Consider the following 19,426-nt stretch of genomic DNA (forward strand, 5'->3'; position numbering starts at 1 on the left):
CTCTCGCCGCGGCCGCGCCGCCGCCTCCTGACGCCGGGCCCGCCGCTTCCCGAACCCGAGCCGCCGCCCGGGCCCGCGGCCGGGTCGCGCCACGTGGGCGGGCCGGTCAGGCGATGTGGCCCTGGTCGCGGGCCCACTTGAAGAGCTCCGCCTCGGCCTCGTCCCGATCCAGCGGCCCCCGGTCGAGGCGCAGTTCCTTCAGATAGCGCCAGGCCTGGCCGACGATCGGGCCCGGCGGCACGCCGAGCAGCTCCATGATCGCGTTGCCGTCCAGGTCGGGGCGGACCTTGGCGAGGTCCTCCTCGGCCGCGATCCGGGAGATCCGCTCCTCCAGCGCGTCGTAGTCGGCGGCGAGCTGGGCGGCCTTGCGCCGGTTGCGGGTGGTGACGTCCGAGCGGGTCAGTTTGTGCAGCCGGGACAGCAGCGGGCCGGCGTCGGTGACGTAACGGCGCACCGCCGAGTCGGTCCACTCGCCCCGGCCGTACCCGTAGAAACGCAGGTGCAGGGCGACCAGGCCGACCACGTCGCTGATCACGTCCTTGGGGTATTTCAGCGCCTTCATCCGCTGCTTGGTCAGCCGGGCGCCGACCACCTCGTGGTGGTGGAAGCTGACCCGGCCGTCGCGGCCCACGGCCTTGGTGGCCGGCTTGCCGACGTCGTGCATCAGCGCGGCCATCCGCAGCACGAAGTCCGGCGCCTCGTCACCCTCCAGCCGCATCGCGTTGGCCACCACGATCAGCGTGTGCTCGTAGACGTCCTTGTGCTGGGCGTGCTCGTCGATCTCCAGCTTCAGCCCGGACAGCTCCGGCAGGAAGCGGTCGGCCAGCCCGGTGTCGACCAGCAGCCGCAGGCCGGCCAGCGGATCGGCGCCGCAGATCAGCTTGGTGAACTCGTCGCGGATCCGTTCCGCGGTGATCCGGTCCAGGTCGGCGGCCATCTCGCGCATCGCGGCCACCACCGGGGCGTCCACAGTGAACCGCAGCTTCGCGGCGAACCGGGCGGCGCGCAGCATCCGGAGTGGATCGTCGCCGAACGAGAGCTGCGGCGTCGACGGCGTCCGGATCACCCGGTCGGCCAGGTCACGCAGCCCTCCGAACGGGTCGGTGAACTCGTGCCCGGGCAGCGACACCGCCATCGCGTTGATCGTGAAGTCGCGCCGGGACAGGTCCTCCAGCAGCGACGTGCCGTAGGACACCACCGGGTTGCGGGTCACCCCGTCGTACGCCTCGGCCCGGAACGTGGTGATCTCGATCCGCAGCCCGTTCTTCTGGATGCCGATGGTGCCGAACTCGCGGCCGGTCTCCCAGATCGCGTCGGCCCAGCCACTCACCACGGCGAGCGTCTGCTCCGGCCGGGCATCGGTACAGAAGTCCAGGTCATCGCCGAGTTGGCCGAGCAACGCGTCCCGTACCGAGCCGCCGACCAGGTGCAACTCGTGGCCGGCGGCGCCGAAGCGGCGCCCCAGCTCGTCGGCGACGGGTGACACGCGGAGCAACTCGGCGACCGCGTTCTGCTGGGCGTTGTTCAACACAGACATGGGATGACCAGGGTATCGGGCTGTCGCTCCGCGGGCGGTGGGCGGGGCGGGGCGGACCGCGCCGTGGCAGCCGGCCACGGCGCCGGGCAGGATGGTGACGTGCCCGTTCCCGAGGCGCTGCGCCGACTGAGCCTGGATCCCGGGTTCTGGACCGGCGGGATCAGCGACGCCGATTGCCTCCCCGAGCTGCTCCGGGTGTCCTTCCCGGTGCTCGACGGATATGCCCTGGTGCTGGAGATCGAGCTGCCCTCCGGGGAGCGCACGCTGGGCCTGCGCCGGCCGGCCAGCAGCGAACCGGTCCAGCTCGGCCGGGCGCCGGCGCTCGGGCCGTTCCCGGCCGCGCTGCGCTGGTGGGAGCTGGAGACGTGCGCCCGGGTGATCGCCCTGGCCGACCCGACGCTGCCGCACCCGGGGCTGGTCGTCGCGCTGCTGTCGCCGTTCGCCCCGGCGACCGCCGACGACGACGTCCCGGCGGTGGCCGGGGTGCGCGAGGCGGCGTACCGGTCGTTGCGCCGCGAGGTCCCGCCGCCCCCGCCGTCCGGCCCGGAGCAGGCGCCGCTGCCGCTGTTCGCCGACGACCGCTGGTGGCCGGCGCCTCCGGCCCCGTCGCCGCAGGTGCTGGACGAGGCCGCGATCGCCACCCTGAGCGATCCGGCGCAGGCGGTGGACCAGGTCCGCGCGGGCAAGCGGTTCCCGCACGAGGAGCTCGCCGATCTGGTACGCCGGGCCACCGCGCACCTGGAGGCCGTGCCGCATCGGGAGTGGTACGCCGGGACCCGCCCGCTGGCCCGCCGGATCGCCGACTCGGGTGACCTGGGCCCGGTGCCGGACCTGCTCGGCGCGCTGACCGAGGCCGGCTGCGACCATCCGACCGTTCTCGACGCGCTGAGCGAGCCGCTGGTGCCGCTGGAGGCGTGCTGGATGGTCGAGACGCTGGCCGGGGCGGAACCGGGCACCCTCCTGCGTCACCACGTGTGACGTTCTCTTCTATGGTGGCTCCAACATCGGTACGGCTCGGGAGGCTTGGGTGAACGGCGGCCTGTACCGCAGCACGCACGCGGCGGACGGCAACCCGCGCCCGGAAGAGGGCGTCACGGTGGTCTCCGTCGACCAGCAGTCCGCCACCGCCACCGGCGATCAGGCGCTGCCACCGGAGAACCTCCCGCCGTCCGGGCGTGACGGCGGCGGCAGCACCGCCGGCCAGAGCGCGATCATGGCGATCGGCAGCATGGTCAGCCGGGTGATCGGCTTCGTGCGCACCGCGCTGATCGGCATGGCGGTCGGCACCACCGTGGGCGACGCGTACACCAGCGCGCAGTTCCTGCCGAACCAGATCTACGAGCTGCTGCTCGGCGGCATCCTCTCCAGCGTGCTGGTCCCGCTGCTGGTCCGCCGCCGCAAGAGCGACCCGGACGGCGGCCAGGCGTTCACCCAGAAGCTGCTGACCTTCGCGGTGGTGTCGCTCGGCGTCGCGACGGTGCTGGTGGTCTCGCTGGCCTCGGCGATCACCGCGATCCAGACCGGCGGCGACAGCACCCCGGCGTACCGGGAACTGGTCACCCATTTCGCGTACCTGATCCTGCCGATCATCTTCTTCACCGGCCTGTCCGGGCTGGCCGGCGCCGTGCTCAACGTCCGCGGGCACTTCGCCGCGCCGATGTGGGCGCCGATCCTCAACAACATCGTGGTGATCGCCACCTGCGGGGTCTTCATCCTGTGCTACGGCGGGCAGAAGGAGCTGACCCCGGAGAACATCACCGGTGCGCAGGTCGCGCTGATCGGCGGCGGCACCCTGCTCGGCATCGTGGTCCAGGCGCTGGGCCTGCTCCCGGCGCTGCGCAAGGTCGGTTTCCGGTGGCGGTGGAGCTGGGACCCGCGGTCGCTGGGGCTGCGCGAGATCGGTCAGCTGGCCGGCTGGATGCTGGTCTACGCCGGGGCCAACCAGCTCGCCGTGTTCCTGGTGGTGCGGATCCTCAGCGACGTGACCGGCAGCGCGGACAGCGCGAGCATCCTGGCCTTCAACTACGTCTTCCTGCTGACCATGATGGCGCACGGCATCGTCGGCGTGTCGGTGATGACCGCGCTGCTGCCGAAGATGAGCGCGGCCGCCGCCGAGGGCCGGTTCGGCGAGGTCAGCGCGGATCTCACCCGGGGCATCAAGCTCACCTCGGCGGCGCTGGCCCCGATCGTGGTGGTCTACGCGGTGCTGAGCGCCCCGATCGCGGTCTTCCTGTTCCAGGGCGGCCGGTTCTCCAACGCCAACGCGCTGGCCACCGGCACGGTGCTGGCCGTGGCGGCGTTCGCGGTGATCCCGCTCTCGATCAGCTATCTGTGCACCTACGCGTTCTACGCGTTGCAGGGCAACAAGACCGTCGCGCTGATCAACGTGGCGGTGGTCGCGGTCCGGATCGGCGCCTACTTCACGCTCGCCGCGGTGCTCAAGGAGTCGCTGCTGGCGGCCGGCATGACCGCGGGCAACGCGATCTCGTACCTGCTCTCCGCGCTGATCTCGCTGACCGTGCTGCGCCGGCGGATCGGCCGGCTGAACCTGGGCACGGTGCTCTCCTCGCTGATCCGGGTCGCGGTGGCCGCCGGCATCGCGGCCGCCCTCGGTCTGCTGGTGCTGCGCCTGCTGCCCGGCGACGGCGAGCCGGCCGGCCGGATCGAGGCGTTGGTCCAGCTCGTGCCGACCGGCGCGGTGATCCTGATCGGTTATCTGGTGGCCGCCACCCTGCTGCGGGTGCAGGAGGTCAGTCAGGTGGTCGGCATGGTGCGCCGCAAGATCGGCCGCTGATTCTGCCCGGGGCTGCCCTGAACAGGCACACTTCCACCGGATTGCCCGGATAACTACCCGTTCGTACCAGCCCGGGGCGGTGCCGCGCCGGGGGACGACCTGCCGGACCATGGCTCAGTACGGGTATGGTCGTTGTCGGCATGTGCTCGGGAGCACCCTGTCCTGAGCACCGAGACATGCACCACCGAGGGAGGACTGGTGACCCAGGTCGGCGAAGGCCACGAAACCGCGGCCGACGAGGCCGGACCGGTCTTGACCTTCGGTGCCCCCGCCGTCGGTGAGATCCTGGCCGAGCGCTACCAGCTCGAGCAGCACGTCAACAACGACAGCGCCGGCCGGCAGGTGTGGCGCGGGATCGACGTGGTGCTGCGCCGGCCGGTCGCGGTGGTGCTCCGGCATCCGGGCGGCGACTCCGCCACCGAGATGCTGCAGGCCGCGGTCGCCGCGAGCCGGGTGATCCACCCCAATCTGGTCGGCGTCTACGACGCCATCGACGAACAGCAGCGGGCGTACGTGGTGCGCGAGTGGGTCGACGGCGAGTCGCTGCGTGACCTGCTCGGCGCGGAGGGCCCGCTGGACCCGGCCCGGGCCATCGCGATCGCGCACTCGGTCGCCGACGCCCTGACCGCCGTGCACGCCACCGGCATGGTGCACGGCAACGTGCACCCGGGCACCACCCTGATCGGCGACGACGGCCGGGTCGTGCTGGCCGACGCCCGCGCCGACGCCGCGGACAGCGTCGAGGCCGACGTCCGGGCGGTCGGCGGGATCCTGTACTTCGCGCTCACCGGCCACTGGCCGCACGCCGAGGTGGGCCGCTCCGCGCTGCCGGACGCCACCCGGGACAGCTCCGGCAACCCGGCCGCGCCGCGCCAGGTTCGGGCCGGCATCCCGGCGTACCTCGACGATCTGACCATGGACCTGCTGGACCGGCGGGTGGCCGCGCCGGCCGCCGAGGCGCTCACCGCCGAGCTGGGCCGGCTGGACGCGGCCGCCGAGGACGAGGAGTTCGAGGACGTCGGCCCGCTCCGGTTCGTGCAGGGCGGCGGCGGCTCCACCGAGCCCGCCCGCAGCACCCGCAAGATCCTGCTCGGGGTCGGCGCGCTGGTGGTCATCGCGGCGATCGGCCTGATCTTCGGCATCCGGGCGATCAACAGCTCGGGCAAGCCCGACCCGTCGGCCTCCACGGTCGCCGGCGCCGGCACCGCCGCGGAACCCGATGCCGGAGGCGACTCCACCGCCGCCCCGCAGAGCGACCCGGTCAAGATCCCGCTGACCGCCGACATGGTGCGCATCGTCGACCCGCCGCGGGGCGAGCGCAAGGACACCGGCGAGGCGAAGTACACCGTCGACGACGACTCGGACACCGCCTGGGAGATGTCGCGGTACGACTCGCCCGACTTCGGCAACCTCAAGGACGGCATGGGCGTCCTGATCCACCTGCCCGAGCCGCGCACGCTCGCCGAGGTGCGCATCGAGGTGTCCACCCCGGGCGCGGCCATCGACATCCGCACCGGCAAGACCGACCCGGGTGACACGTCGAACGGCGACAAGCAGATCGTCAAGCAGTACACGAAGCTCAGCGACACCGACACCGAGGCGATCCCGGGCAACAAGCTGACGCTCTCCGGCTTCGACCCGGACCAGAAGTACCAGTACGTGCTGGTCTTCCTCACCAAGCTGCCGAAGAACGAGGACGGCCCGGGCTACAAGGTCAACGTCAACGAGATCGAGCTGTACGGCTACTGAGCCGCGCATGACCGGCGACGAGGGGGGCGGGGAACCGCCTCTGCCCGGTAACCCGATGGGATCCCGCGGCACCGATCCGATGGCATACATTGCTGGCGTGGCTTCCCGGGACGCACCGCCCGGCGGGACCGGCCCGGGCGACACCGCGCCGAGCGACGCGGAACTGGTGCGCGCGCACGTGGCGGGTGACCCGGAGGCGTTCGGCGAGCTGGTCCGCCGGCACCGCGACCGGCTGTGGGCGGTCGCGCTGCGCACCATCGGCGACCGCGAGGAGGCCGCCGACGCGGTGCAGGACGCGCTGCTGTCCGCCCATCGCGCGGCGGCCCGGTTCCGCGGCGACTCGGCCGTCACCACCTGGCTGCACCGGATCGTGGTGAACGCGTGCCTGGACCGGATCCGGCGGCGGCAGGCGCACCCCACCGTCCCGCTGCCGGACGGCGACCGGACCGCCGGGCGCCCGGCCGCTCCGGAGCCGGCCGCGCCCGCCCCGGACCACGACACCGTGCTGCTGGTCCGCGCGGCGCTGGCCGCCCTGCCGGTCGACCAGCGGGCCGCGATCGTGCTGGTCGACGTGCAGGGGTACGGCGTGGCCGAGGCGGCCGAGATGCTCGGGATCGCCGAGGGCACGGTGAAGAGCCGGTGCGCACGCGGCCGGGCCCGGATGGCGCTGGCCCTGCATGACGTACGCGGCGCGGCGCCCGCCCCGGGTGACCCTCCGCACGACGGGAACCGGACCGGCCGCCGGAACGTCCCATCCAGGTCGGACGCGGTGACGCCGCTGCCGACCGGGCGTGAACGGAGGGACCAACGGTGACGGGCGCCGAGTTCCACGGGGTCGACATCGACCTGCTGGCCGACTATGCCGGCGGCGCCCTGGACGGCACGCCCGAGGCCGAGCGGGTGGCCGCGCTGATCGCCGCCGACCCGGCCTGGCAGGAGGCGTACTCGGTGCTCGCCCCGCAGATGGCGGCGGTCGGCGCGCTGCTCGGCGAGCTGCCGGCGGAGACGATGCCGGAGGACGTCGCGGCGCGGCTGGACGCCGCGTTCGCCGCGGCCGGGGCGCCGGACCCGGCACGGCCGGCGACGGACGCCGTACCCGGAACGGTCCAGGATCTCGCCGGGCGCCGCCGTACCCGCGGCAACCACCGGTGGTTGCGCTTCACCGCGCCGATCGGCATCGCCGCGGGCGCGGTGGCCCTGCTGGGGTACACCCTCGCCCGGCCGCAGACGGCGAGCGAGGACAGCGGCTCGGCGCCCGAGGCGGTGCCCGCGATGGGCGGTGTGATGGTGGCCGCCACCCCGGCGACGACGCTGAACACCGGCACCGACTACTCGCTCGGCACGCTGGGGCAGAGCCGCAAGGGCGGGCCGGAGGCGCCGCTGAGCGCGCCCGACGACATCAGCAGCGCCCGGGAGCCGGAGAGCGCTCTGGCCCGGCTGCGGCTGCCGGACGCCCTGCTGGACTGCCTGACCGCCATCGCCCGGCAGAACGGCGGTGGCGCGATCAGCGCCGAGTCGGTGGACTACGCCCGGTTCGACGGTCAGCCGGCGCTGGTGGTGCAGTTCACCGCGGCGAACGGGCAGTGGATCTGGGCCAGTGGCACGGACTGTGGATTGCCCGGTGGCGGCGCGGACACGCTCGGCTCCGTCCCGGTACGCTGAACGCCGCCCCTCGCGTGAGGTCGGACACGAGCCGGACCGGGGGGAATGGTGAATGCCTAGCATGGCGTTCTAGCGAGCGACGTCGCCGTGCTCAACCGGCGTGGCCCACAGACCTGAGGAGTCGGCAGTGGACGAGGTCCGCAATCTGATCATCATCGGTTCCGGACCGTCCGGATACACGGCCGCGCTGTATGCCGCCCGGGCCAACCTCAAGCCGCTGGTGATCGAGGGTGTCCAGTCCGGCGGCGCGCTGATGACCACCACCGAGGTGGAGAACTTCCCCGGCCACCGCGACGGGATCATGGGCCCGGAGCTCATGGACAACATGCGCGCGCAGGCCGAGAAGTTCGGCGCCGAGTTCATCACCGACGACGTCAGCCGCGTCGAGCTGACCGACAAGCCGACCGAGGCCGGCACCGAGGGCCTCAAGACCGTGTGGGTCGGCGACCAGCAATTCTTCGCCCGCGCCGTGATCCTGGCGACCGGCTCCGCGTGGCGCCCGATCGGTGTGCCCGGCGAGCAGGAGCTGCTCGGCCACGGCGTCTCGTCCTGTGCCACCTGTGACGGGTTCTTCTTCCGCGGCCAGCACATCGTGGTGGTCGGCGGCGGCGACTCGGCGATGGAGGAGGCCACGTTCCTCACCCGCTTCGCCGAGAGCGTGACCATCGTGCACCGCCGGGACACGTTCCGGGCCAGCAAGGTCATGCAGAAGCGGGCGCTCGACAACGAGAAGATCAAGGTCGAGTGGAACTCCGTGGTCGAGGAGATCCTCGGCTCCGACGGCAAGGTCGTCGGCGTCCGGCTCAAGAACGTGCAGACCGGCGACACCAAGGTGCTGGACGTCACCGGTGTGTTCGTGGCGATCGGCCACGACCCGCGCAGCGAGCTGTTCAAGGGCCAGATCGAGCTGGACGACGAGGGCTACGTCAAGGTTCAGCACCCCAGCACCCGGACCAACGTCCCCGGCGTGTTCGCCGCGGGAGACCTGGTCGACCACACGTACCGGCAGGCCATCACCGCCTCCGGCACCGGCTGTGCCGCGGCGCTGGACGCCGAGCGCTTCATCGCTTCATTCGTAGAGCTGTAAGACCGGGAGGTCCTCGTGGGAGCAACCAAGGTGGTCACCGACGCCACCTTCGCCAGTGACGTGCTGCGTTCCGACAAGCCCGTGCTGGTGGATTTCTGGGCCGAGTGGTGCGTGCCGTGCAAGAAGGTCGACCCGCTGCTGGCCGAGATCGCGGCCGAGATGGGTGACAAGGTGGAAATCGTCAAGGTCAACATCGACGAGAACCCGCAGACCGCGATGGCGTACCAGGTCATGTCCGTGCCGACGCTGACCATCTTCAAGGGCGGCGAACGGGTGAACTCGGTGGCCGGCGCCAAGCCCAAGAGCTTCCTGGTCAACTTCATCGAGTCAGCACTCTGATCGTTCTCTGATGCCCCGCGTCCGCACTGGGACGCGGGGCTCTGTTTGTCCGCCGGAGTACGCTCCGGAAGGTCGTCCCCTTCTCGCCCCTAGGGAGTCGTGAGTGCGGTCCATCCGACGCGGAGACACCGGCCCTGCCGTTTCTGAGATCCGGTCGATCCTGGTCGGCCTGGAGATGCTCGCCGACCGCGAGCCGGACCTCTTCGACGAGGCCGTGGCGAACGCGGTCCGTGCCTTCCAGCAGAGCCGCGGCCTGGGCGTCGACGGCATGGTCGGCGACGAGACGTGGCGCGCGCTCGACGGCGCCCGCTGGCGGCTGGGCGCACGCACCCTGTTCCACTCGGTCCCCGACGCGCTCGCCGGCGAGGACGTCCGCGCCCTGCAGGAACGCCTGCTGGAGATGGGCTACGACACCGGCCGGCCGGACTCCGTCTACGGCGCCCGCACCGCCCGTGCCGTCGCCCAGTTCCAGCGTGAGGTGGGTCTGGCTCCGGACGGCTCGTGCGGCCCGCAGACCATGAAGGCGCTGCGCCGGCTGGGCCGCAAGGTGGTCGGTGGCCGGCCGCAGTGGCTGCGTGAGGCGGAGGCGTTCCGGCAGTCCGGGCCGAACCTGGTCGGCAAGACCATTGTGATCGATCCCGGTCACGGCGGTGGCGACGACGCCGGCGTGGTGGTGCCGGACGGGCCGCTGCGCTGGACCGAGGCGGACCTGGTTTTCGACCTGGCGGCCCGGCTGGAGGGGCGGCTGGCCGCGGCCGGTATGCGGGTGCACCTGACCCGCGGCCCGGCGCCGGCCGAGCCGATGAGTGGCGCCGAGCGGGCCGCGCTGGCCAACAGCCTCGGCGCCGACCTGCTCATCTCGCTGCACCTGGACGGGTACCCCTCGGCGGCGGCCGAGGGCGTGGCGACCTACCACTACGGCACCGGCAACGGGCTCAGCAGCACGGTCGGCGAGCGGCTGGCGGCTCTGGTGCAGCGGGAGATCGTGGTGCGGACCGGCATGCACGACTGCCGCACCCATGCCAAGACCTGGGATCTGCTGCGCCTCACCCGGATGCCGGCGGTCCGGGTCGACCTGGGGTACCTGACCTCGCCGGCCGACCGGGAGCGGCTGGTCAACCCGATGTTCCGGGAGCAGATCGTGGAGGCGATCCTGGCCGCGGTGCAGCGGATGTACTTCCCGGTGGAGCGGGACGTCCCGACCGGGTCGATCGACGTGCGCCAGCTGCGGCTGGCCCTGGCCGACCGGGCATAGCGCACTTCGCGCGACCGCGGGGCCGCGACCGCGCGGCACTGCGGGGCACGACCGCCGGGCACTGCGGGCCGCGACCACGGGGCGCTGCGGGGCGCGGCCGCGGGTGCCGCGGGGCGCGGCCGCGACCCTGCGCCGCGGCGGCGCCGCGCGGGATCGGCCCGGGGCTGGGCCGGTGGCCTGCGGACGGGGCCACCGGGGCGTACCGGGAAAGGACGGACCGCGAGGGACGCGGCCCGGCATGGCCGGGGCGGCCCTGAGCCGCGCGGTCCTAGTTCTCGGCCGAGCTGGTCGCCGGCATCGGGCGGAGCAGTTTCTCCGGGCTCATCGAGCCGAGGAGTTTCTCCAGCGCATACTCCACATCCGACTTCCAGGACAGCGCGGTCCGCAGTTCGAGTCGCAGCCGCGGGTAACGCGGGTGCGGCCGGACCGTCTTGAAGCCGACCGACAGGAAGAAGTCCACCGGGGCGATGCAGGCGCCGTCGGCCTCCTCGTCCGGTTTCGCGTCGCCGAACGCCTCGATCGCCTTGATCCCGCGCTTGGTGAGGTCGCGGGCCACTCCCTGCACCAGCATCCGGCCCAGGCCGCCGCCGGTGAACGCGGGCACCACGTGAGCCGTGGTCAGCAGCGCGGCGTCAGCGCTGACCGGGGAGGTGGGAAAGGCCATCGAGCGCGGAACGTAGGCGGGTGGGGCGAACATCACGAAGCCGGCCGGCACGCCGTCCACGTAGGCCAGCTTGCCGCAGGAACCCCACTCCAGGAGGGTCTGGGACACCCAGGCCTCCTTCTCCAACCCCGGGTCACCGGTCGCGCAGGCCCGCTCGGCGGACACCGGATCAAGTTCCCAGTACACACACTGCCGGCAGGACCGGGGCAGGTCCTCCAGGGTGTCGAGGGTGAGATTGACCAGGCGTCGCGACATGGCGAACCCCCTGCGCTGGACTCGGGCGGACCGGTGAGGGAGCACGGTCGCTTGTCCGCGCCCTGGCAAATCGTACGTCTCAACCCTCCTGAACGGGAGCAGGTCGGACAAGAGGCGACCCGGACGGACAGGGTTCATCGGCGCTTCCGCCGATTAGGCTGTCCGGAGTTTCGTCGCTTGAGATCGAGGTGAGAGCCGAATGACCGGTACCACTCAGGACGATTACACCGACCGGTACGCGCGCCGGGTCCGCGGGATGACCACGTCCGAGATCCGCGCCCTGTTCGCCGTCGCCAGCCGCCCGGAGGTGGTTTCCCTGGCCGGCGGTTCGCCGTACATCGCCGCCCTCCCGCTGGACGCGGTCGGCGAGATGCTGAACCGGCTCGCCGCCGACCACGGCGCCACCAGCCTGCAGTACGGCATCGGCCAGGGCACCATCGAGCTGCGCGAGCGCATCTGCGAGGTGATGGCCCTCTCCGGCATCCGCAACGCCTCGCCGGACGACGTGGTCGTCACGGTGGGCGGCCAGCAGGCCCTGGATCTGCTGGCCCGGCTGTTCCTGGACCCGGGCGACGTGGTGCTCGCCGAGGGGCCGACCTACGTCGGCGCACTCGGCGTCTTCCAGGCCGCCCAGGCACAGGTACACCACGTCGCCATGGACGACGACGGGCTGATCCCGGAGGCACTGGAGGCAGCCATCGCCGAGACCGCGCGTAGCGGGCGGCGGGCCAAGTTCCTCTACATCATCCCGACCTTCCAGAACCCGGCCGGCGTGACCCTCTCCGAGGAGCGGCGCGAGCGGGTGCTGGACATCTGCGAGCGGGCCGGGCTGCTCGTGGTGGAGGATGACCCGTACGGGATGTTGTCCTTCGAGGGCGACGCCCCGCTGCCGCTGCGCGCCCGGCGCCGGGACGGCGTGTTCTACTGCAGCACCTTCTCCAAGACCTTCGCGCCCGGCCTGCGGGTCGGCTGGATCCTGGCGCCGCACGCGGTGCGGGAGAAACTGGTGATGGCCAGCGAGGCGAACATCCTGTGCCCGAGCGCGTTCGCCCAGGGCGCGGTCACCCAGTACCTGTCCACCATGCCGTGGCGCGAGCAGATCAAGGTGTACCGGGAGGTCTACCGGGAGCGCCGGGACGCGCTGCTGGACGCCCTCGACGACCTGATGCCGACCGGCACCACCTGGACCCGCCCGACCGGCGGCCTGTTCGTCTGGGCCACCCTGCCGGAGGGCCTGGACTCGAAGGCGATGATGCCGCGGGCAATCGCGGCCCGGGTCGCCTACGTCCCCGGAACCGGCTTCTACGCCGACGGCACCGGCCGGAGCAACATGCGCCTGAACTTCTCGTTCTCGGCACCGGAGCGGCTGCGCGAGGGTGTGCGCCGGCTGTCCGGGGTGATGGAGCAGGATCTCGCCATGCGAGCCGTCTTCGGTGGCTCCGCCACCATCTCGTCCCACCGCCGCCGGGGTCCGGCCACCGCCGACACCCCAGGCCCGGACTTGGCATGATCACCCCTATGGGTACGCGGGACGAGTTGCGGGTGCTGGTGTTGGCGGGCGGTCTGTCGTACGAGCGGGACGTCTCGCTCCGATCCGGTCGCCGGATCGTCGACGCCCTCCGGTCCACCGGCATGACCGCCGAGCTGCACGACGCCGACGTCTCGCTGCTGCCCGCGTTGCAGGCCGACCCGCCGGACGCGGTGGTGATCGCCCTGCACGGGGCGACCGGCGAGGACGGCTCGCTGCGCGGGGTGCTCGACCTGTGCGGCGTGCCGTACGTCGGGGCCGACGCCCGCACCGCGCGGATCGCCTGGGACAAGCCGTCCGCCAAGGCCCGGCTGCGCGAGGAGGGCATTCCGACGCCGGACTGGGTCGCGCTGCCCCACGACCGGTTCTCCGAGCTGGGCGCGGTGGCGGTGCTGGACCGGATCGTGGATCGGCTCGGCCTGCCGTTGATGGTCAAGCCGGCCCAGGGCGGATCCGGTCTGGGCGCCGCTGCGGTCCAGGACGCGGCGGCGCTGCCGGCCGCGATGGTCGGTTGCTTCGCGTACGACTCGACCGCGCTCGTCGAGCGGTACATCCCCGGCACCAGCGTGGCCGTGTCGATCATCGACCTGGGCACCGGCCCGGAGACCCTCCCGATCGTCGAGATCGTCCCCCGGGACGGGGTGTACGACTACGCCGCCCGGTACACCGCCGGCCTGACCACCTGGCACGTGCCGGCCCGCCTCGCACCGGCGGTGGCCGAGCGGGTGTCGTCGACCGCGCTGGCGGCGTACCAGGCGCTCGGATTGCGGGACCTGTCCCGGATCGACGTGATCGTCTCGGAGGACGGGGAACCGTTCGTGCTGGAGTGCAGCGTCTCGCCGGGGATGACGGAGACGTCGCTGCTGCCGCTGGCGGTGCAGGCGGCGGGGGTGGATCTCGGGGCGGTCCTGGGGGCGTTGGTGGAGCGGGCGACCGGGCGGGGCTAGGGCCCGCGCTGGTGGAGCGGGCGGTCCGGTCCGGCTATGGGTGGTCGGTGAGGCGGGCGTTCGCGTGCGCTGATGACGGAGCTGTCATGCCGCCGGGGATTCCTGGAACGGTCGGCTGCGTTCGCTGGAGCCGGCCCGTTTCACGTGAAACGGAGATCCTTGTGCTTCGGTGGCTTCGGCGCGCCGGTTTCGGATCATCGCGCTGAAGCTGCCGCTGCCGTTCGGCCGGTGGCGCCGCGGGAGAGGAATCCCGCTCTTGCGTGGGATCGACAGCCGAGTGCGCTCTAGCGCTCCGAGTCTTCCGAGCCGGCTGCCGTGTTGCCCGTGCTGAGGATTCCCGTACCGGTGACGCCGTGATCGACGGTCACCGGCTTCGGTGGCTCGGCGGAGACGTTCCCGATTCCGGGCGTCGACACCCCGGGATCGGGCTCGGCGCTGCCCCGCTCCGGAACGCCGGCCGGCATCCCGGCGGCACCCGAGCGGGACGACGCGTCCTCCGGGTGGGGGTGAGGGCTCTGCTGACGCGGAACCCAGCCGGCCCCACCGGGAGGGCTGCCGGCTGTCGGGGCGTCGCTGTGGCGTACCCAGGAATCAGCCGCCGCGGCGGCGGCTTGGACATCGCCCAGCGTCGCCGGCCGTTTCGCCTCCTCGCGCGGCTCGTCGGCACCGGTCATCGGCACGTTGAGCGTGGCCGGCGACTCCCACTGGATGTGCGCCGGCTCGGCGTTGGCCTGGCCGCCGAACTCGGCCAGCCAGGCAGCCACCAATGCCAGGTTCTCCCGCCACTGGTGCTCGGGAATGACGGGCAGGATGTCGTCCCAGAGCGAGAGGAAGGTGCCGCGCAGCTGCAACCGGCCGTAGGGCCGGGCCAGGAACCACATGTGCAGGTGGGCCGAGCCGTCGCCCCAGCGGTTGACGTGTACCCGCGCCACGCCGTCGAGTGAGCGGATGGCCCGCTCCAGCCGGACCGTCATCACACCCAGCTCGGCGGCGAGGAGATTCGGAAGATCGCCGAGGTCGAGGTGCGACCGGCACTCCAGGATCAACACCATCGGCAGACCGGTCGGCCGGTCCATCGCCCGGACCCGCCATCGCTCCGAGACCCAGATGTACGCGTCGTCGGGCGTGGCACAGGCGACACAGTCCGCACCGTCCTCGCCGCTGCGCGGCGGCTCCACCTCCACCGGCGGGGCGAGCTTCTTGACCCGCATGTCGCCCTCGAACGGGAACGACGGCCAGCGGGTGAAGTCGGGCAAGGGGGCGGCGTTCTCGGACACGACGTGACCTTAGCCCAGGTCAGGATGGGTTGTCCCGAGGCAAATTCGCACGATCGGGGAGTTTTCGTGGGTGGGCTGGTGGGTGGGGCGGGGCGGGGTCGGTGGTGGGTCCGTCGTCGTGCGTGGCGGATCGAGGTGGTCCTGTGTTCTGACCGGGTCGTGGTCGTGCACGCCCATGCACCGACGCTGTGCTGAGCGTTTTCCGTTCCGCCAAGGCGGCGCGTCGACCTGCAACCGTGCTCCGAGGCGGGCGGGGCGTGTGCCGTCCCGGTGCGGTCCTCGGCGGTTCCTGGCTCACGGCACGCTGCTCGCCATGCAGGAGCCGAGCCGCCCATGGTCCATCGCAGGCGTCCCGGCGTTGCCCGGTCTGGCTGTCGGTCAGGCCGGGGTTGTTTTCGGACGCTGCGAGTCCCATCGGTCCGCCATCCCGCTGCGTCAGAGGCCTACGATCCCGGCCGGCCCTCTTGCTGGTCCGCAAGGTTCCAGGCGATCCTCACCTGATCCCACGATTCGTGCCGTCCCGCGACCAGGCCGTCCCACGACCAGGCCCTCTCGCGACCGCGCCGTCCCGCGCCAGGACGTCCCGCGATCAGCCCGTCCCAGGAGCAGGGCGTCCCGCGATCGGGCCCTCTCGCGATCAGGCCGGCTCGCCGCCCAGCGATCGAGCCGTCTCCCGCTTGCGGGGCTTCAGCCGTCCCGCGATTCGGCTTTCCTGATCCCACGATTCCCTGTCCCACGCTCCGGTCGGCTCCAGATCGAACGCTCTCAGCGGTCCCGACTCGACTTTGTTGGGGCGACGACTGCATCGCTGCGCCGTCGTGACGCCGCCAGGCAACCATCGCGGTTCGCATTGCGCGCCGCTGCGAGGCCGCCAGCCGCGCACTGCCGCAAGCGCGCCGGCCGCGCGTTGCCGCAAGCACGCCCACCGCACGCCCCGTCAGCCCGCCCGCTGCGCGCCGCCGTGATCCCGCCCGCCGCGAGGCCGCCTGCGGCGCGCCGCCGTGGTCTCACTCGCCGCCGCGCCGCACGCCGTCCCGATGTCCTGCGCTCCCGCACCGTCACGGTCACGCTGTCCTGGGCTGCCGGGCAGGCCGCTTGTGCCCGACGTCTACGCCGCTGTGCTGTCGTGCTCGCGCTTCGCAGCTGTGGCGGCCGCCCGACATCGCGTGCCGTTGAAGGCATGCCATGCTCCGTGGCGGTCCGCGGTCACCGCCATCTCTCTGTCCGGAGTGACCGTGGCGTGCCAAGCGTCATCTGGTGTCGCAGCGGCCAACCTATTCGTCGCGGCGGCCTACCACCTCGGCGCGTCATTTCTTGTGGTCGCAGCGCCCATCAGCCTCGCCGCTCCGCCGGGCCGCCGTCCACCGGACCGTCACGTCGCAATCCGGCTACCTCGCCGGACCGCCAGGTCGCAATCCGGCTACCTCGCCGGACCGCCAGGTCGCAATCCAGCCACCCCGCCGGACCGCCACGTCGCAGTCCGAGTGCCCCGCCAAACCGCCACGTCGCGTGGCGGCACGCGCCTGGTCCTCCCCGCGTCGTCACCGCCACCCGCCTCTGGTGCCGGGCCTCGGTCTCGGCGACCGGCTCGGCGCCGTGCGCCGGCGGAAACGCCGTCCACGGGAAGATCCACAGCCCCGTGCGGCCTGAGACCGCGATCCCTCGGCGCACATCGATTTTCGCGCCGATCCAACTACCCGCCGAGCCGCTGCCCGCCGCCCCGCTGGCGCGTCTCGAACCGCTACCTCGCCATCCAACTGGCGCGCATCTTGATGGCTACTTCACCATCCCGTCGGTTCAGCATCCCGCTCACCGTGCGATGCTTCATGGAGTTGCTGCTCTGCCGTCTCGACTCGGACGCCGCCCGCGATATCGCTCAACAGGCGACTGTTGCAGTGGATGCCGGTGCAGCTGTGCCGTCCCAAGGTCACTCTCTCACCGTTGCCGCATAGGCCCGCCGACCACGACACTCCGCGCACCCGCCGCGCGTTGGATCCTGTACCGGCCCATCACCGCTCCTGCGATATGAGCCCTACGCGGCTAGGGAGCATGCGGACGCTTCCGCAGCGATAAGCCCTCGTCGCCACGGTCACGACCGAATGCCGTAATCCATGTGACCCGAGGTTGGCTGTGCCTGACAGCCTGAGTCGCGCAGCCCCACTGGACTCCCCACCACCGTCGCCGGCGAGCTTGCCGTCGGTGTTGAGGTGAGTTCGCTCTGCCGTCGCCAGCCGACCGGTATCCGACCCGCGGGCTCCGACGCAGCGCCCGAAGATGTCGACAACATTCAGCATGCGACCATCCACACACCGATCCCCAAGTTATCCACAGGAGTTATCCACAGGCCGCGCCGTTTCACGTGAAACGCGACGTAGAACGCTTGTGCACCCTGTGGATAGCGCGGTGGACTACCGCTGGCGCATCGGCAGCGTTTCACGTGAAACGGGAGTCACCGCGGCGTTCAACAGTCACAGCACACAGGCTGTGGATAGTGGTGTTCACCCATACTCAACGTCACTACGCCTTGGCCCATCCAGCCCGGCATGGCGGCATGCAGGAAGCCCGGCGGGCCCCGAGAGACGTGCTCCCACGCCCGTGGAAATGATCTCCCCAGCCCACCAGCATTCGCGTACGGAGACCATCGGCCCAACCCACGCGGCTTGCCATCCGATCCGGCCCGGTAGGTCGCCTACTTCGCTTGAGGTCCGACGCGGTGACGATCAACCACTAGATCGTGGGCCAAGGGCGTCGCTTGGAAGTGAGAGTCCAGCCGAGATCGACGCCGCGAACCGGACGAAGGCCCGGGGGCTGAGCGTGCAGACCGGCAGACCAGGCCGCCTGCTGATAGACCAGGCTGCCCGCTTCCCAAGAGACTCCACATAGCGGGTCTGCCGACCGGCTGGCCGTCTGGCTGACTGGCCGTCTGGCAGGCGCACCCTGACCGACGGGCAGGCGGGCGCGCCAGCTGGCAGACCGGCAAGCAGGCGGGCGCGCCGACTGACAGGCCGACGGACAGGCGGGCAGGCCGACGGCAGGCGGGCGCGCGACCGGTAGGCCGACGGACAGGCAGGCGGGTCGGCGGACACGCCGGCAGGCAGGCGGGCTAGTCAGCATGCGGGCTGGCAGGCGCTAGCCAGCATGAGGGTTGGCGGGCTAGCGGGCCAGCTGGCATAGGGGTCGAATGGCATCGACGCCAACGGCATAGCGGGTAAAGCTAGTAGAACCAGTCGGCATAGCGGATCAGCTGACCAAGCCAGTCGGCATATCGGGGCAACCGACATGGCGCAATCCAGATGAGCGGCGGCAGCGCCATCCTGCTCTCGACATACACGGCAGCTGGTCCATAGGTCGGCACGTCCCTCACACCGGTTGACGATTCGATCTCCGGTGGTCTTGAAGCCTCGATCAACAGTTCCGGATAGCGGGGTGGGGCAGGCTTTGCGCCTCGACTCGCTCCCGTCCGAGTCAGACAGCTCGGCAGTTGGCCTGCCGGGACACTCCCGCCGAAGCGAGACCAACGCACGTCCACCACTCCACTGCGCCGAGCACCTCACACGCGTCTAACCAACGTCGGCTAGGCGGTGGTACCTGGTGACCCAGCCATCCATCCCGTTCCTACGTCAGCGATGATCCAAAAGCAGAGGGCACACGGTGGACGAGAGCTGGAGAACGTCATCCGGCTACCTCAAGTCGTATCACCTCTAAACAGGCCGACCCGCTGTCTGCGGTCCAACCCCGTAGCAGGCCTCTTCGCCGCCATCTCCCCACCCAAGCCCTCAGTCCAAGACAACCGGGCCGTCGTACGGCATCCCTACGTACGATGAAACGGCACCGTTTCACGTGAAACGGTGCGACGGCTTCCGAAGCACCCGGCGTCCTTGGATGCCGGCAACGTCTCCGCCGCCACCAGAAGCGGACCGCGACGGGACGCCCCCGCGCCGACGCTCCGGAGAATGTCACGTCCGGCGCGGCGACCATCCCGCCCCGCTTGGTCCCAGCGCCAACCACGCGGTCATCGCCGAGCCACGCGCTCCACCTGACGTATGGAACGCCCCCGCCGGTCGACAGACCGCCCACCCCTCGAACGGGCGGCTCAATGATCAGCGCGGCGGCATACCTGGGCCCAGCCGGGGCCCTGGGCCCAGCCGAGCCGGCCACGTCGACAACCTGAATCGGACGACCCTCGCGCCGAGCTCAGCGACGTCATGCCCAACCCAGCATGGAACGTCACCCGCGCACCGACTTCCGAGCCGCCTGGAGTCACCCAGAATGCCCCCGGCTCATTCGCACACTCCCGGGCGCTTCGCCAGCCCGAGCCCGCGGTCGTCCCGG

The 19,426-nt window shown here is 71.6% G+C and carries 13 protein-coding genes; 10 read left to right on the forward strand and 3 right to left on the reverse strand.

The genetic code is table 11. From position 1 onward, the window contains the following. Positions 1 to 106: 106 nt before the first annotated feature. Complete coding sequence (locus ACTEI_RS36510) at positions 107 to 1,537, reverse strand: CCA tRNA nucleotidyltransferase (RefSeq protein WP_122981805.1); 1,431 nt, start codon at positions 1,535 to 1,537, stop codon at positions 107 to 109. Positions 1,538 to 1,636: 99 nt separating this feature from the next. Between ACTEI_RS36510 and ACTEI_RS36515 the strand changes: the two genes are divergently transcribed. The 8 genes from ACTEI_RS36515 (at position 1,637) to ACTEI_RS36550 (ending at position 10,423) form a co-directional block, all read left to right on the forward strand. Next, positions 1,637 to 2,515: a hypothetical protein gene (locus ACTEI_RS36515; protein WP_239082207.1), complete on the forward strand. Its 879-nt coding sequence runs from the start codon at positions 1,637 to 1,639 to the stop codon at positions 2,513 to 2,515. A 49-nt stretch (positions 2,516 to 2,564) separates the two neighbouring features. Further along, positions 2,565 to 4,331: a murein biosynthesis integral membrane protein MurJ gene (gene murJ, locus ACTEI_RS36520; protein WP_122981807.1), complete on the forward strand. Its 1,767-nt coding sequence runs from the start codon at positions 2,565 to 2,567 to the stop codon at positions 4,329 to 4,331. Positions 4,332 to 4,529: 198 nt separating this feature from the next. Continuing rightward, positions 4,530 to 6,080 carry a protein kinase family protein gene (locus tag ACTEI_RS36525; protein WP_122981808.1) on the forward strand — a complete coding sequence of 517 codons (1,551 nt, stop codon included), beginning with the start codon at positions 4,530 to 4,532 and terminating at the stop codon, positions 6,078 to 6,080. A gap of 88 nt (positions 6,081 to 6,168) precedes the next feature. Then, entirely contained in the window at positions 6,169 to 6,894 is a 726-nt protein-coding gene (sigM, locus tag ACTEI_RS36530; RefSeq protein ID WP_372443216.1) for an RNA polymerase sigma factor SigM, read from the forward strand. Further along, a complete protein-coding gene (locus ACTEI_RS36535; RefSeq protein WP_122981809.1) occupies positions 6,891 to 7,742 on the forward strand; it encodes a hypothetical protein in 852 nt (283 codons plus the stop codon). Before sigM ends, ACTEI_RS36535 begins: the two co-directional genes overlap by 4 nt. 127 nt (positions 7,743 to 7,869) lie before the next feature. Beyond that, on the forward strand, positions 7,870 to 8,829 hold the full coding sequence (gene trxB / locus ACTEI_RS36540; protein WP_122981810.1) for a thioredoxin-disulfide reductase: 960 nt from the start codon (positions 7,870 to 7,872) through the stop codon (positions 8,827 to 8,829). A gap of 15 nt (positions 8,830 to 8,844) precedes the next feature. Next, entirely contained in the window at positions 8,845 to 9,168 is a 324-nt protein-coding gene (gene trxA, locus ACTEI_RS36545) for a thioredoxin (RefSeq protein ID WP_122981811.1), read from the forward strand. Positions 9,169 to 9,271: 103 nt separating this feature from the next. Then, positions 9,272 to 10,423 (forward strand): N-acetylmuramoyl-L-alanine amidase, encoded by a 1,152-nt coding sequence (locus tag ACTEI_RS36550; RefSeq protein ID WP_122981812.1) that lies wholly within the window; start codon positions 9,272 to 9,274, stop codon positions 10,421 to 10,423. A gap of 268 nt (positions 10,424 to 10,691) precedes the next feature. Here the strand turns inward: ACTEI_RS36550 and ACTEI_RS36555 are convergent, their stop codons facing one another. Further along, entirely contained in the window at positions 10,692 to 11,342 is a 651-nt protein-coding gene (locus tag ACTEI_RS36555; RefSeq protein WP_122981813.1) for a GNAT family N-acetyltransferase, read from the reverse strand. A 199-nt stretch (positions 11,343 to 11,541) separates the two neighbouring features. On the opposite strand from ACTEI_RS36555, the gene ACTEI_RS36560 reads away from it, so the two are divergent. Together ACTEI_RS36560 and ACTEI_RS36565 are read left to right on the forward strand one after the other, a co-directional pair. Continuing rightward, positions 11,542 to 12,852, forward strand: a complete 1,311-nt coding sequence (locus ACTEI_RS36560; RefSeq protein ID WP_122981814.1) for an aminotransferase-like domain-containing protein — start codon at positions 11,542 to 11,544, stop codon at positions 12,850 to 12,852. Positions 12,853 to 12,860: 8 nt separating this feature from the next. After that, on the forward strand, positions 12,861 to 13,817 hold the full coding sequence (locus ACTEI_RS36565) for a D-alanine--D-alanine ligase family protein (RefSeq protein ID WP_372443213.1): 957 nt from the start codon (positions 12,861 to 12,863) through the stop codon (positions 13,815 to 13,817). Between the two features lie 284 nt (positions 13,818 to 14,101). Here the strand turns inward: ACTEI_RS36565 and ACTEI_RS38845 are convergent, their stop codons facing one another. Further along, a complete protein-coding gene (locus tag ACTEI_RS38845) occupies positions 14,102 to 14,869 on the reverse strand; it encodes a hypothetical protein (protein WP_239082213.1) in 768 nt (255 codons plus the stop codon). Positions 14,870 to 19,426: the final 4,557 nt, after the last annotated feature.

The sequence above is a fragment of the Actinoplanes teichomyceticus ATCC 31121 genome (genome assembly GCF_003711105.1).
In the GTDB taxonomy this organism is placed as follows: domain Bacteria; phylum Actinomycetota; class Actinomycetes; order Mycobacteriales; family Micromonosporaceae; genus Actinoplanes; species Actinoplanes teichomyceticus.